The sequence below is a fragment of the Crocosphaera sp. UHCC 0190 genome (genome assembly GCF_034932065.1).
GTDB lineage: Bacteria > Cyanobacteriota > Cyanobacteriia > Cyanobacteriales > Microcystaceae > UHCC-0190.
Genome location: NZ_JAYGHP010000002.1, coordinates 413497 through 428364 on the forward strand (window position 1 = coordinate 413497; position 14868 = coordinate 428364).

Below are 14868 nucleotides of genomic sequence, written 5' to 3' on the forward strand. Positions count from 1 at the left end.
AATTAATTGATTACTATTTTTATTTTTAAATGTTTAAAAACAACACCCCAGTCTTACTCTCCGGTTTTATTCCTCTCTTTTGTGAGACTATCTGGAGGTATCGAACAACCCCTTAACTCTTAACAAACTCAAGACAAGGGCTATTGATTGACTCCCATTTTACCCATTTGAGGAATGATCCGTTTTCTGACTGGGTGTTGTTGTCGGATACGAGACAGACGTTTAGTTTAAACAGCGTTAACTTACCTCTTGGTTTTACTGATGTTCACTGGGCTGTTTGATCTGCCAGGGAAGCTTTACCTTGCTTCAATTACCAATATATCAACTTCCTTTCCCCCTTGACAGCTTTTGTAACAAAGCTTCATATTTGATGATTACTGGTGAAGTTTTCAGGCTTACTTAAGAGGAATTGGATTTTTAACTATTTTTTTCTTTCAAATTACAATGTTTTTGCAGTAAAGATAAAGCCAATTCAAAAGAGTTTGGTTGAGTTTGCACTGCATAAGCTTCCCGTTCTAAATCTTGGCGATGAATATCAGAATATTGTTGAAAAAAAGGACGAGCATAATTAATCGGTTCAACCTCTAATCTTAAGGTTGTTATTTTACCTTTTCCAGCGCAAACTTGAGCAGCATGAACCGATTCATGAATAAGAGTTGGGAGAGAAATATTGAGATCAAAAACCACCGGATTAATCCAAATCTTTTTAGTTTCTACCTGTAATAAGCCATAGGCTCCTCTTTGGGGTGGTAAAGCAAAAATCACTTCAAATCCTGCTTTTTCTAAGTCTTTTTTCAAGGTTGTAAACTCTAAACTTTCTCTCGAAGCTTGGACAATAATAGAAGGATTTGGTAAGCCTTGATTATCGTAATATTGTTGAGGCAAGAAATGGAAAAATAGCCAACCAGAAACCCCTAAAAAGTGAATTAACATTTGTCCTTAAAGCTCTGTCAAGTATTTAGTTTTTTGGTAGCGCATTAGTTTCTTATTTTAATGTAGGATTAAGTCTCGAAAATTATTTTATCAAACATAGATAAATAAAGCATTGGGATCAGGAAGGGATCAAGGGATAAAAGAAGAAAATTCAGGGAACTAAAAAGAATGTATAGGCTGATATTCATTGTCAATGAGAAAATTTTGAGGAATGATGTAACTTAGCCCCTAAATATTCAGTAAAATATAAAAATCTGCTGAAATTTTTCAAATTGTGGTCGAAGTTCTTTCATAGAGAAAAGCGACAACCCATGATAGGCTAAGGAAAATCCCTAAGCTCAACCAGCTTTAACGTTTTCATCAAAGCATATTCAGTAGCCAGCTAAATCAACCTGATCGGGCTGTCATTAATCCCAATGTACCCAGTAACCTAAACTAACATGGCGACTAACAACGACGCAAATAACCGTGTTTTTCTATATGAAGTGGTGATTCAACCCCAAATGGCGGCACTTAACCAAATTAACGGTTTATTTCAACGTCGGGGGAAATTTTACTTAAAAGTCCCTTATAAACGGATGAACCAAGAAATGCAACGGATCACCCGCTTAGGAGGCAAAATTGTGAATATTATGCCTGTTAATGCTCTCAATGAGCTACCGATTAAACAGAAAATTGAATTGCCCTGGTGGGTTGAAATTATAACAACACAGCCCCGTTGTTTGTATTATTTTGGCCCCTTTGACAGTCCCGAAGAAGCCCAAATTAATCAAGGGGGTTATGTGGAAGACTTAAAAGAAGAAGGTGCAAACGGTATTACCATAAAAATCAAACAATGTCAACCCCCAATCTTAACTCAAGAGTTGAATGGGGATGTCTAAAAACTGTTAAAAGTAACGGGAGTCATCAAAATTATGGACGCATTAGAATTTTTTCAAAATAGTTCAGGAAAATGGCGATCGCAGCGCACCACCCATCATTTAGCCTTTAGACGGGCAGAAATTGGCAACTCAGAGATTTATGTAGAAGCTCTTGGGCCGGATCATCCAAAAATTGCCGAAATTTGCCAACTGCACGACTTTGATCCCGCTTTAGCCATTGGGGGTGCGTTTGTCAGTTGGGATGGTTCCATGGCCTGGGATAAAGAAGACGAAAATCACGAAGGCAACACCATTTTTGCCTTAATCCCCGATGCTGATAATCCGAGAGAGGGAATGCTCTTAAGAGAAAGGGGTTATGCAGAAATTGTCCCCATTGCCGGCCGTTATCAGATAGATGAGGATAATGCCCTAGTGTTGGTGACAGAATACGACACCATGAGTACCATTGAAAGGTTTTGGTTTGTAAATCCTGACCTAAGATTGAGAACCAGTACGGTACAACGGTTTGGGGGCTTTAATACGGCGACGTTTTGCGCGGAAATGCGTCAGGAAGACAAGGGCAATGACTCCGTTGATGCCGTCGTCGGCAACGTCTCAACCCTCAATCCTTGCTATTCCATTACGGGTTGGTAGAGAAGGGTGAGAGGTGTGGGAGGTTTAATAGAAGGTAATTTCTCCCTTGTTTCCCCCCTCTTCTTTCTCCTTCCCTTTCTAATTAATTGTAATAATTGTTAATATTACTCGGCTTAACGTCCCCAACTCCCTTATGATTAGGATTACAGTTTTTAAGAATTTGTAAAATAACGGAGGTTCAAACTTGGCTCTTCCTCTTTTAGATTACGCGCCAAAATCCCAAAATGCGCGAGTAGAAGGATACCTGGTACCAGGAGACGAGCAACCGATCGTCTTTACCACAGAAAATCTCCTCTCTCCAGGAGAAATGGGTAATCTGATCGAAGCGGCTTACCGCCAGATCTTTTTCCATGCGTTTCAGTGGGATCGGGAACCTGTCCTAGAGTCCCAACTCCGTAATGGACAAATTACCGTGCGGGACTTCATTCGTGGTTTGTTACTCTCTAAGACGTTTATCAACAGCTTCTACGAGAAAAATAGTAACTACCGCTTTGTTGAACAGTGTGTTCAACGGGTACTCGGCCGGGATGTCTACAGCGAACGGGAAAAAATCACTTGGTCTATTGTCGTTGCGACCAAAGGATACGGCGGTTTCATCGACGAATTGCTCAATAGTGATGAGTATCTAGAAAACTTCGGTTATGATACCGTTCCTTTCCAACGTCGTCGTAACTTACCTGGACGCGAAGCGGGTGAAACCCCCTTCAATATCAAGTCCCCCCGTTATGATGGCTACTATCGCACCATTTTGGGCTTCCCCCAAATCGTTTGGCAAAACGAAATCCGTCGTTACGTTCCTCAAGACCAAAAAGCCAAAGCAGGAGATCCTTCCAACTTCTTAGGAGTAGCACGGAGTCTTCCCAGTGCTAAAGGAAACCCCACTGGCAGGGTTTCTACCGGAAGTCTGGATTATATGGCGGCTGTTCCTCGTCGTTAATTAAACGGCGTTATTCTGAAGCTTAAGGCTTAGGGAAAGTTGCGGATGGGCAGGATGATTAAGTCAACTCGACGAAGTTATGCTGTGGATCTGTGGCTTTCCCTAATTTTATTGGTGAGTTTTTTCAAGAATTAATGATAGTTAATCAATGCTATAATTTCTCGAAAAATGATTGATTTGACTAGGTTTAACCTCTTCGGGAGCGAGAAGTCCCCGCATAAGGAACGCAGTCGCTACGCGGAATGCGTGGGTAGTTCACGACAATAATATAAAATTCATCTGACCTTTTTTATCTATGACCAATCCTTCCCCCATCAATATTTTAATCAGTAATGATGATGGCATTTTTTCCCTCGGTGTCCGCACCCTGGCCAATACCCTGGCCGAAGCAGACTATAATGTCACTGTTGTTTGTCCTGATCGAGAACGCTCGGCTACAGGTCATGGCTTGACTCTACATCGTCCCATTCGGGCAGAAATTGTCGAGGATTTTTTTGCTCCGACAATTGCTGCTTGGTCCTGTTCAGGAACCCCCTCAGACTGTGTAAAATTAGCCTTGAGTACCCTACTAGAAACCCGTCCTGATATCATTGTTTCAGGCATTAATCATGGCTCCAATTTGGGTACAGACGTTCTTTATTCAGGCACTGTATCAGCAGCTATGGAAGGCATTATTGAAGGCATTCCTAGTGTTGCCATTAGTTTAGCCAGTTTTTCTTCCCGTGAGTTTCAACCCGCCGCCAATTTTGCCTGTACCCTAGTCAAACAGTTGGCCAGTCATCCTCTTCCCGAAAGTACCCTACTTAATGTTAATGTTCCTCCCGTGGCCTCAAATGCGATCGCTGGTGTAATGATCACCCGTCAAGGGTTGCGTCGCTATGTGGAAAATTTTGAGAAGCGTATCGATCCCAGAGGAAAAAGCTACTATTGGTTGGCCGGAGAGTTAGTCACAGAAATAGAACAACCGGATCATATTCATCTTCCTCCCGACATTCCCACCGATGTCCAGGCCATTCAACATAATTACATTACCATCACTCCCCTGCAATACAATCTCACTGATGTAGCAGGTTTCGAGTATTTACACAGAACTCGCTGGGTAGGCACTTATCTCAATTAATCTCGTCAATAACTGATGACAATTTATGATATTCTAATTCAATCGCAGTCTTATTTAAAACCATGTCATCGTTCCAATTCAACCAAGAAAGCGATCCAGAAGATATCGATAGTGTGACCTTAACTGACGAAGACGGTCGCACTCTAGAATGTTATGTAGAAAACGCGATCGAAGGAGACGATGGAACTTATCTCTTGCTGATGCCTGTAGATATTCCTATTGTCGTTTTGGTCTGGGATGAAGAGGATCAAGATGTTGAGGACACCGAAGAAATTACTAATGCTGTCTTATTAGAAGATAAAATCGAAATCGAAGAGATTTTCCCTGACGCTAAAGCTGTGTTAGCGGAACTCGATTTGACCCTAAAATTAACGGCCTTTACCCTAACGGTAGTGGGGGAATTACCTCCTATAGAAGATGATGGCATTTTAACCCTAGAATTAGAAACAGATGGGCCAGCCTTAGACTCAGAAGAGTTACAATTTCTCAAAGATTTTTATCATCAAGATCAAAAATACTCAATTTATACTCCCTTGTCTCCCTTACTCTTTTTGGCCAAATATAATTTGCTGGGAGAAGTAGAATTAGTGTCTCCTGAAGATGAGGAAATGCAAGCAATTTTAGAAGAATTATTATTTGATGACATGGAGTGATGTAAGGGTGTGAGGGAATGAGGAGGTGAGGAGAAAGTTTTCCCATTACCCCATTACCCCAATTTGGAATCATCTTTTGATTTGTTGCGTCTGTTAAGATAATCGTCAATTGGTTACAGTATTGGGTGATTGTGTTAGGAGTGAGCAGGGATGTTAAGTCAAGAGTCTATCTTAGGAGTCACTAAAAATCGCTACAATTACTATCTTTCTGACATTATCCGTCAACGGGCCTGGGTAGAAATCGATCTAGGGGCCTTAACTCACAATGTCAAAGAAATTAAGGGTTTATTGTCCCCAAAAACCGCTTTAATGGCTGTGGTGAAAGCAGATGCTTATGGTCATGGGGCCATTACCGTGGCCCAAACTGTGCTTAATGCAGGGGTTAATGGCTTGGCCGTTGCTACTTTGGGAGAGGGGATCGAATTACGAGAAGCCGGAATTACTGCCCCGATTCTTATTTTAGGGGCTATGAATACTCCTGAAGAAATTGCGGCGATCGCTCATTGGAAATTAGAACCGACTCTTTGTAACCCCCAACAGGCCTTAATTTTCTCCCAAACCCTCTGCCAATTTGGGGAAACCTTACCTGTGCATCTAAAATTAGACACGGGAATGTCCCGTTTAGGAACCCCTTGGCACCAAGGGACGGAATTTGTCAAATTAGTGCAACAATTACCCTCATTAACCCTGGCCAGTGTTTATTCTCATTTAGCAACGGCCGATGATCCTGATCCCACCCAGATGAAATTACAACATCGACGGTTTAAACAGGCGATCGCCCAACTCAAAACCCAAGGAATTCAACCCCCTTGTCTTCATTTTGCTAATTCTGCTGCCACATTGGTTGCTCCTAATTTACACTATGATTTAGTTAGAGTAGGGTTAGCCTTATATGGTTTGTATCCTGCCCCTCATTTGCGTTCCCAGGTTATGTTAAAACCTGTGTTACAGGTAAAGGCGAAAATTACGCAAATTAAAGCGATTCCTCCGGGTACGGGGGTTAGTTATGGTCATCAGTTTGTCAGCGATCGCCCGATGAAAATTGCGGTGGTGAGTATTGGTTATGCCGATGGAGTTCCCCGTAATTTATCGAACCGTCTTCAAGTCTTAATTCGGGGACAACGGGCCTGTCAAATCGGGGCCATTACAATGGATCAATTGATGTTAGATGTTACTCATCTTCGCAATTTACAAGTGGGAGATGTTGTTACTTTAATTGGCAAAGATGGAGAGCAAGAAATTACAGCAGATCATTGGGCAAGTTTATTAAATACGATTTCTTGGGAAATTCTTTGTGGGTTTAAACATCGATTACCAAGGGTGAGTGTTGAGAATTGGCAACCGAAAACTGTTGTTAGTAATAATAGGAAATCCGGTTAAATTTCCGCATTAACTGCTTTCTCTAAACGATTAGTTTCACTTTTTGCATCTTTGAGTAAGTCATTCCAATCGTCTGGGGGATTACCACTTAAGAGCATTTTCTTAAAAACTCGATAAGCGTCCGTATTACTGTCATAAGCTCGCTTAGAGTTTTCATCGTTAACCCAGACGAAAACAATGATTTTGCTCTCTTGATGATATCGAAAAAACAGTCGGTACTGCTGAAAAAATTTAGCTCTAAACCAGTGCTTGTAATCGTCACCAAGGGTAGTGCCTTGACGATAATCACTACGGGTTGGATCTTGAGGAATCACATCAAATACCAGCTTTACTATGGCAGCTAGACGCTTGGTAGCATTTTTCTTCTTGTAGTCTTGAGGATACTTCTGACGCAAATTTTCAACCTGCATCAAAAGTTCTTCAAACTGATTAAGAAAGAGAGGATGAGCAAATAGGTTCCAACCATTAATTACTAGGGGCTGATTTACGGACAAACTTATTCATCCTCATCAGAAAGTGGTGCATCAAGATCAACATCCACTTCAGCAACCAAAGACTTAACACGACTTACTAAGTCAGAGCTAATCCCTTGTAAGTGTTGGGGATTTTTTTCGATATCTTGTGCAATAAAATTCAGAAACTTGCCAAGTATAGGATCGCTTTCTGTCTGGTCAACGCGAGAAATCACGACTTGACCGTCAGACTGTATGCTGTAACCTATCTTATCACGCTTATTCAAGACAAGAGCTTTGCGGACAGGCTCAGGGATTGTCGTCTGATAACGATCCGTCAGAGTAGATTCTGAACATGGAGTTGATGTTAAAGCCATAGCGACTTCTCAACCTGTTAGTTAAATTATATCTCTAAGGTAATGCAATTGCATTGTCTTGTCAAGGTGACAAAAACCAGATAGATTTCCTTTACTTGCAGCCTGAGACAGTGACTAATTCAGGAATTAAGCGGTTGAGAACTTGTTTAAGCACCATGGCTGTCCAATCAATATCAGCTTCGGTGGTGTGCCGTCCCAAAGTTAAACGAATGCCGCCTAACGCTTCTGTTTCCGAGTAACCCATGGCTAATAAAACGGGACTGGGGCTTAATTTACCACTATGACAAGCAGATCCAGAACTAATGGCAATGCCAGCTAAATTTAACTGACGCACTATCGTTTTACCTGTAATATTTTCTGGATGAAGATAATCGCAAGGCGCGGCGATCGCAAAACTAACATGATGAGGCAGACGATATAATCTATCCCCTGTAGGAACTAAATAAGGACAATCAGCCATCAAATCAAACAGGCGATCGCGTAGTCCGATTAACCGAGGGGTTTCTCTTTCCCTTTCCTCTGCGGCCAATTCAGCAGCCACCCCAAACCCTGCAATAATAGGAACTGCTTGAGTGCCTGAGCGCAATTTGCCTTCTTGTCCCCCCCCACCGAATAAGGGGGTAAGTTTAATGCCTGGACGCACATATAAAGCCCCGGCCCCTTGCACCCCATAAATTTTGTGGGCAGACAAGGACAATAAATCAACATTGAGTCGTTGTACATCGACCGATAATCTCCCTGCCCCTTGAACAGCATCAGTATGAAAGAGAATACCGTGATAATGAGCAATTTTTACCAATTCTTCGATGGGTTGAACCGTTCCCACCTCACTTTGTCCGTAGATAATGGATACTAAGACAGTATTAGGTTGAATCCCTGCGCTTAAGTCGAGGGGATTAATTCTACCTTGACGGTTAACAGGTAAACGGGTAATTTGCCATCCTTCTTGTTCTAACCGTCTCACCGGTTCAGCAATGGCAGGATGTTCAACCGTCGAGATGATAATATGTTGCGGCGTGGTGTAACGTCTAGCAATGCCAAAAATAGCCAAATTATCGGCTTCTGTTCCCCCTGATGTAAAGATAATGGATTCAGGATCAGCCGCATTGATGAGGTGAGCAACTTGAACTCTAGCGGTTTCCATGACCATAGCTGCCCGTTGCCCCCACAGATGTAAACTGGAGGGGTTGCCCCATTGCTGTGTCAGGATTTCATTGACTTGAGTAATGACCTCTGAGCGAGGGGGCGTGGTGGCACTATAGTCAAGATAGATTTGCATTATGTTCTTTAGGGATGAGCTGGGGTGGGGTTAAAACAGAACTTAGATGACTGGTAACGAGTAATAAAATTGATGATTATATAGTTTGATTTTTAACGGCCGGGTTTACATACATTATAATCTTCATGGGAGATCACCGCCTCTGGGGTCAAGAAATTTCCATGATCGCGGCAAATTAAACGATAATGTCGGGTCACTGGAATACTAATGACAAAGCGATCATGTCTTAGTCGTTTGCCATGAAATTCTCGATAATCCTGTTGGTTAGCCAGGCCCTGAAGGATTTGACGGGCTTTGAGTACCACATTTTTAGGAAATGGCCTTAAGTCAATGGGATCTTGCGTAAATGTCTCTTCCCAAGCGTTTTTTTGTTGTTTTTTCTCTTCCCAAATGGTTTGTTCATGAGCGCACCGATGACAGATTTGACCATAACCTTTATGACCACAGGGAAAACTCTTTTTTCGTCTGGACATAATAACCTTTTAGGCATACAATGCTCGCCGCTAATTTGCTAAAAATGAATCCCACTGACTTTGATGGGGGTCTTAAAATATGACACCTAAGCCAGTTTAGAAAAATATGATACAGTTTTATACCATTTCTCTTGAGTATCAATCGATTGGTATTATCTAAGTAAGCACACAAAATTAATTTTGTTTAGGCACTTATCTAAGCGGGAACAGGTAAGAACCTTGTCAAAGGGCGAATGTAGACAATAACCATGTACTGCCTGTTTCCTACTATATATTCAGGATACAAGGTTAGATGATCTCAGCGCAAAGGGTGTTGAGAAAATGCAACAACTCAGCAACATCAGGATATTCTTCAGGCCATGAAAACTGACTAAGATCATCAACAACTTGAATTACTTAAGGCTTTTAACCTATAAAGTTAAGTTTTTGTCAAACAAAATTTACATTTATTTATTTATAATTGTAGGGTGGGCATTGCCCACCCTAAGTTTATTGACTACCTAAATATTTAGCCACAGTTTGCACATCTTTATCTCCCCTGCCCGAACAATTAATAATAATACGGGGACTACCTTCTAAGCTGGGACAAAGATTTTCTAAATAGGCGATCGCATGGGAAGTTTCCAAAGCAGGAATAATACCCTCTAACTGCGATAAACGCTGAAAAGCCGCCACAGCTTCGGCATCAGTTACACTGTAATATTCAGCGCGGTTAGCATCTTTAAGATAACTATGTTCTGGCCCCACTCCAGGATAATCTAAACCAGCACTGATAGAATGGGCTTCAATGACCTGTCCTTCCGTATCTTGTAATAAATAACTCATGGCCCCATGTAACACCCCAGGACGACCTTTTGTGAGGGTTGCAGCGTGTTTTCCAGAGGCAATACTTTCCCCTGCTGCTTCTACTCCAATAATGCGGATTGAGGTATCTTTAAGAAACTCATAAAATAACCCCATCGCATTTGATCCACCCCCCACACAAGCGAGTAAAATATCAGGTAAACCGCCCCATTTTTCCCTGCATTGTTGACGGGTTTCTTGGCCAATAATATGATGAAAATCTCGGACAATCATGGGATAAGGATGAGGCCCGGCCACCGACCCTAAAATGTAATGGGTTGTCTCTACATTTGTCACCCAGTCTCTAATCGCTTCTGAGGTTGCATCTTTAAGGGTTCCGGTTCCTGCTTCTACAGGTTGAACCGTGGCCCCTAATAGTTTCATGCGGAACACATTCAAGTTTTGGCGTTCCATATCATGAACCCCCATATAAATGACGCATTCTAGGCCAAAACGGGCGCAAACTGTCGCTGTAGCAACCCCATGTTGTCCGGCCCCTGTTTCGGCAATAATACGCTTTTTGCCCATGCGTTTCGCTAATAATACCTGTCCCAAGGCGTTATTAATCTTATGGGCCCCTGTATGGTTCAAATCTTCCCGTTTTAGGTAAATTTGGGGGCCTGTACCATCAGGACGGGCATAATATTCGGTTAAGCGTTCTGCAAAGTACAAAGGACTCGGCCGGCCCACATAATCTTTTAATAATTGGGATAATTCTTGTTGAAAGTCTGGGTCATCCTTGTAACGATTATAGGCGGTTTCCAGTTCGCTGAGGGCTGGCATTAAGGTTTCAGGGACATATTTCCCCCCATAACGGCCAAAGCGTCCTAATGCGTCGGGATATTGGGTTTGTGTCGATGATGATGGGGTAATGGGTGTGGTTGTCATTGTAGTTTGATCTAACTATGGCGAGTCTAATTGATATTATGCCGTAGGGGCTTAATATTATTAAGCCCCTAGATCTTGATAAGATTAAGATCCATTGTAGTTATTTTTTGCTGATCACTATGTCTTCTAAATCTAAGCAGTCTAAGTCTATTATTTATCAAGAGTTTGGTAATGCTTCCAACTCAGAAGCGTTAGAACGGACGGTTCGAGATGTTCCACCACCGCAACAAAATATTAGGGTACAGTCTACCCGTTCGGGACGCAAGGGAAAAACTGTCACTGTTATTACAGGGTTTCAACATTCACCAGAAACTTTAAATAAGTTACTTAAACAGTTAAAAAATCAATGTGGTAGTGGGGGAACTATCAAGGAGGGGGACTTAGAAATTCAAGGAGATCATCGTCAGAAATTAGTGCAAGTTTTGGGTGATTTAGGCTATAAAGTTAAAATTAGTGGAGGTTAAGCTAAGACGCATTTTGAAGTTTTTTTAATCAAGCGTAAGCAAAAAAATTGTTACTTTGATTGGGGGTGAGGCCAAATTATTCGGTTGGTTGCCTACCAGCTAAGATTAACAGGTTATCCCTTATCCTAAAAAAATTAATTTACCTCATCAGCCATGACTACCAACCCCCAAACAACCGTCACTTATACCCTCGAAGAAGTTCTAACTCGCTTTGAACAGAATGTGAATAAACAGTTTGCTGAAGTTAACAAGCAGTTTGATCAGGTTAACCAGAAGTTTGACGAGGTTAACCAGAAGTTTGACGAGGTTAACCAAAAAATGGATAAAAAGTTTGATGAAGTTAATCAGAAACTCGTTAAACTTGAAATTGGTCAAACAGAACTTTCTGGTGAAATTAAAACCCTAGATCAAAAACTTTCTGGTGAAATTAAAACCCTAGATGCCAAAGTAGATGGTATTAGCAAAAGACTCGATAATCAAGAATTTATCAATCGTGGTGTTTTAGTCGCTTTAATTGTTGCTTTGATTGGGGGTGCGGCCAAATTATTTGGTTGGTTGCCTACTAGCTAAGATTAGTAGTTTTTCGGTTGGTTAAACGAAGTGAAACCCAACAAATTATGATCAGAGAAGAATGAAATTATATTGCTTTTTCCTAAGCTAAAACGCATTAAAAATACGTCTTAGCTTAGGGTAGAATTACGCTTCGTCTAAGGCAGCAATACCGGGTAAAACTTTACCTTCGAGCAGTTCTAAACTCGCCCCACCTCCGGTAGAAATGTGGCTCATTTTATCAGCAACTCCCACTTTTTCAACGGCAGCAACGGAGTCACCCCCCCCAATAATGGTAGTTGTTCCTGTGGCAGTTAACCCGGCTAAAGTATGAGCGATCGCATCAGTTCCGGCCGCGAATTTATCAAATTCAAATACCCCCATTGGGCCATTCCAAATTACTGCTTTACAATCAGCTAAAGCATCTTGAAAGACTTTAATAGAATCCGGGCCAATATCTAACCCCATCCAACCGTCTTCAATGTTTTCAATGCTGGCAATTTTAGCATTGGCATCTTTAGCAAAGTTATCCGCTAAAACCACATCGGTAGGTAACAAGAATTGTACCCCTTTTTCTTTCGCCTTAGCTTCCAAAGATTTCGCTAATTCTAACTTATCTTCTTCCACTAAAGACTTACCGACACTTAAGCCACGGGCTTTATAGAAAGTGAAAATCATGCCCCCACCAATGAGCAATTTATCACACTTTTCGAGTAAAGTTTCAATGACTCCAATTTTACTAGAAACCTTAGAACCGCCGATAATAGCAGCTAAAGGACGTTGGGGGTTTTCAATGGCCGCTTGTAGATAAGTGAGTTCTTTTTCAATCAAATAGCCAGCAACACTGGGGCTAAGATAATGTGTTACCCCTTCTGTAGAAGCATGGGCGCGGTGGGCGGTACCAAAAGCATCATTAACGTATAAATCAGCATTAGCTGCCAATTTTTTCGCAAATTCTGGGTCATTGCCTTCTTCTTCGTTATGGAAACGCAGATTTTCCAACATGGCAACCTGACCATTTTCCAGTTTAGCAATGGCAGCAGTAACCGAGTCACCCACACAATCATCACACATGACCACAGGTTGCCCTAATAACTCAGACAAACGGGCTGCTACAGGGGCTAAACTCATGCTAGGGACTACTTTACCCTTGGGACGGCCCATGTGGCTACAAAGGATAACTTTCGCCCCTTTGGAGATTAAATCTTTGATGGTTGGCAATGCCGCGCGAATGCGAGTATCGTCAGAAATGCTTGCACCATCTAGGGGAACGTTAAAATCAACTCGGACTAATACACGCTTTCCGGTGAGGTCAGCGGCCGATAAATTTGCTACAGTCTTCTTAGGCACAGTCAATTTCCTCCGAATGATTGCTGAATGATTCTAAAAAAAAGATTAAATCAGCTTGTGACCAAACACAACTACAACCGACCCCTGAGACAATAAAAAAAGAAGACAGGGGACAGGCGGTCGCTCTGTTGCTGATTGTACCGGAGTGGGTATCCAGGAGATAGATAAGTTATGTTTAATACGGTGTTGTTCTCTGTGGATCAGAGTCGAGAGGCTCGTGAAGCGGCTGAAACGGTGGCGAATCTCGTCAAAACCTATAATAGTCGTTTGGTGTTGTTATCCGTTGTCGAGAAGTCTCCTGACGGGGAAGGAATTTCTCAAGGCGGGGTGATGACTTCGGCCGAAGCTGTGGCTAAATTATTACAAGGGGCCCAAGCTTTGTTTGCGGAAAAAGGCATTGAGGCAGATGTGATTGAACGGGAAGGAATGCCCTCTTTTACTATCTGTGATGTGGCTGATGAAGTCAATGCGGATTTAATTGTTATGGGATGTCGAGGACTAGGGTTAACCTCGGAAGGGGCCTCAGAAAGTGTAACAACTTTAGTGATTAATCTAGCCCCTTGTCCGGTTTTAATTATTCCTTAATCAGCTAAAACGCATTTTAAATGCGTTTTAGCAAGGCAATACGAACGGTACACTCTAATTTATTCTCTGTTGCCTGTTGCCTAAAACCAGAAAACTTTGTACCTCACCAGTATGAGAACTGCTATATGTCAGTTATTCTGTCTCTTATTACAGCCTTAATTGCTTTTTTAATTGCCTTCCAAAAACCGAATTTAATGGGAGAAAATCAGCAAAATAAGGTGAAAAATATTGCGCTACTCCTGGGAATTTCAGCAAGTCTTTTCTCAATCTATCAAATTATTTTTCGTTTTTTAGTGATTCTTCCTGCGGGAGAAGTAGGAGTGATAGAAGTTTTGGGAAAAGTCCAGGAAACACCTCTTAATTCTGGGATTCATTGGATTAGTCCTTTAGCAAAAGTGACCAAGTTTTCCACGAGATTACAAGATATAAAAGAAACAGTAGATGCAACTTCCAAAGAAGGATTAAACTTAAATTTAGATGTGAGTTTTCAGTATAAAATTAATCCGCAACAAGCTGGAATCATATATCAAACCATTGGTACCGATGAAGAAGCAATTTTAATTCCCCGTTTTCGTTCAATCATTCGTCAAATTACCGCCAGTTATGAAGCGAGAGATATTTATGGAGAAAAACGCGCTTTAGTTGCCCAAAAATTACGAGAAGATCTCAACCAAAGTTTAGCCCCATTAGGGTTTATTGTTGATGAAGTTTTGTTGAGAAATGTAATTTTACCCCAAGCCATTCAAAAAGCCATTGAAGAAAAATTGGAAGCCCAACAAGAAAGTCAAAAACAACAATTTATTAATGATAAAGAACGACAAGAAATCGCCTTTGAATTAGAAAAGGCAAAACAAGAGGCAACTCGTAAAAAAATCGAGGCCCAAGGCATTGCTGACTCCCAAAAATTATTATCTCAAGGATTAACTGACCAATTAATTAAATTAAAAGCGATTGAAGCGACAGAAAAATTAGCAAAATCCGAAAATTCCAAGGTAATTATTATTGGGGGAGGAGATGATAAATTGCCTTTACTTTTACAAAATCCTTAAATTTTTCAGTCATTAATTAGGA

General features: G+C 41.4%; 17 protein-coding genes. 10 read left to right on the plus strand and 7 right to left on the minus strand.

Features of this window, described 5'->3' with window-relative positions:
- Positions 1-417: 417 nt before the first annotated feature.
- The gene (locus VB715_RS05070) at positions 418-933 is read right to left on the minus strand and encodes a hypothetical protein (RefSeq protein ID WP_323300103.1); all 516 of its coding nucleotides are present in this window, start codon (positions 931-933) and stop codon (positions 418-420) included.
- Between the two features lie 440 nt (positions 934-1373).
- Here VB715_RS05070 and VB715_RS05075 point away from each other — a divergent pair, with 440 nt between their 5' ends.
- The 6 genes from VB715_RS05075 to alr all read left to right on the plus strand — a co-directional run bounded on the left by VB715_RS05075 (position 1374) and on the right by alr (position 6537).
- Positions 1374-1814, plus strand: coding sequence for a DUF1816 domain-containing protein (locus tag VB715_RS05075; protein WP_323300104.1), 441 nt, complete (start codon positions 1374-1376; stop codon positions 1812-1814).
- A 33-nt stretch (positions 1815-1847) separates the two neighbouring features.
- Positions 1848-2447 carry a phycobiliprotein lyase gene (locus tag VB715_RS05080; protein WP_323300105.1) on the plus strand — a complete coding sequence of 200 codons (600 nt, stop codon included), beginning with the start codon at positions 1848-1850 and terminating at the stop codon, positions 2445-2447.
- Positions 2448-2631: 184 nt separating this feature from the next.
- A complete protein-coding gene (locus VB715_RS05085; RefSeq protein WP_323300106.1) occupies positions 2632-3384 on the plus strand; it encodes a phycobilisome rod-core linker polypeptide in 753 nt (250 codons plus the stop codon).
- A 295-nt stretch (positions 3385-3679) separates the two neighbouring features.
- Positions 3680-4504 (plus strand): 5'/3'-nucleotidase SurE, encoded by an 825-nt coding sequence (gene surE, locus VB715_RS05090; protein WP_323300107.1) that lies wholly within the window; start codon positions 3680-3682, stop codon positions 4502-4504.
- A 62-nt stretch (positions 4505-4566) separates the two neighbouring features.
- Positions 4567-5157, plus strand: coding sequence for a DUF3727 domain-containing protein (locus VB715_RS05095; protein WP_323300108.1), 591 nt, complete (start codon positions 4567-4569; stop codon positions 5155-5157).
- 150 nt (positions 5158-5307) lie between these two features.
- Entirely contained in the window at positions 5308-6537 is a 1230-nt protein-coding gene (alr, locus tag VB715_RS05100; RefSeq protein ID WP_323300109.1) for an alanine racemase, read from the plus strand.
- On the opposite strand, the gene VB715_RS05105 is transcribed toward alr, so the two are convergent.
- The 5 genes from VB715_RS05105 to trpB form a co-directional block, all read right to left on the minus strand.
- Positions 6534-7031: a type II toxin-antitoxin system YhaV family toxin gene (locus VB715_RS05105; protein ID WP_323300110.1), complete on the minus strand. Its 498-nt coding sequence runs from the start codon at positions 7029-7031 to the stop codon at positions 6534-6536. The genes alr and VB715_RS05105 overlap by 4 nt on opposite strands.
- A gap of 2 nt (positions 7032-7033) precedes the next feature.
- Complete coding sequence (locus VB715_RS05110) at positions 7034-7366, minus strand: type II toxin-antitoxin system PrlF family antitoxin (protein WP_323300111.1); 333 nt, start codon at positions 7364-7366, stop codon at positions 7034-7036.
- 91 nt (positions 7367-7457) lie between these two features.
- On the minus strand, positions 7458-8645 hold the full coding sequence (locus VB715_RS05115) for a cysteine desulfurase family protein (RefSeq protein ID WP_323300112.1): 1188 nt from the start codon (positions 8643-8645) through the stop codon (positions 7458-7460).
- A gap of 92 nt (positions 8646-8737) precedes the next feature.
- Positions 8738-9118 (minus strand): hypothetical protein, encoded by a 381-nt coding sequence (locus VB715_RS05120; protein ID WP_323300113.1) that lies wholly within the window; start codon positions 9116-9118, stop codon positions 8738-8740.
- 489 nt (positions 9119-9607) lie between these two features.
- Positions 9608-10849, minus strand: coding sequence for a tryptophan synthase subunit beta (gene trpB, locus VB715_RS05125; protein ID WP_323300114.1), 1242 nt, complete (start codon positions 10847-10849; stop codon positions 9608-9610).
- A 119-nt stretch (positions 10850-10968) separates the two neighbouring features.
- Here trpB and VB715_RS05130 point away from each other — a divergent pair, with 119 nt between their 5' ends.
- Together VB715_RS05130 and VB715_RS05135 are read left to right on the plus strand one after the other, a co-directional pair.
- Positions 10969-11313 (plus strand): translation initiation factor, encoded by a 345-nt coding sequence (locus VB715_RS05130; RefSeq protein WP_323300115.1) that lies wholly within the window; start codon positions 10969-10971, stop codon positions 11311-11313.
- 153 nt (positions 11314-11466) lie between these two features.
- Positions 11467-11883 carry a DUF4164 domain-containing protein gene (locus VB715_RS05135; RefSeq protein ID WP_323300116.1) on the plus strand — a complete coding sequence of 139 codons (417 nt, stop codon included), beginning with the start codon at positions 11467-11469 and terminating at the stop codon, positions 11881-11883.
- 126 nt (positions 11884-12009) lie between these two features.
- Here the strand turns inward: VB715_RS05135 and VB715_RS05140 are convergent, their stop codons facing one another.
- On the minus strand, positions 12010-13212 hold the full coding sequence (locus tag VB715_RS05140) for a phosphoglycerate kinase (protein ID WP_323300117.1): 1203 nt from the start codon (positions 13210-13212) through the stop codon (positions 12010-12012).
- A 171-nt stretch (positions 13213-13383) separates the two neighbouring features.
- On the opposite strand from VB715_RS05140, the gene VB715_RS05145 reads away from it, so the two are divergent.
- Together VB715_RS05145 and VB715_RS05150 are read left to right on the plus strand one after the other, a co-directional pair.
- The gene (locus tag VB715_RS05145) at positions 13384-13797 is read left to right on the plus strand and encodes a universal stress protein (RefSeq protein WP_323300118.1); all 414 of its coding nucleotides are present in this window, start codon (positions 13384-13386) and stop codon (positions 13795-13797) included.
- Positions 13798-13922: 125 nt separating this feature from the next.
- Positions 13923-14846 carry a prohibitin family protein gene (locus tag VB715_RS05150; RefSeq protein WP_323300119.1) on the plus strand — a complete coding sequence of 308 codons (924 nt, stop codon included), beginning with the start codon at positions 13923-13925 and terminating at the stop codon, positions 14844-14846.
- The last annotated feature ends 22 nt before the right edge of the window (positions 14847-14868 follow it).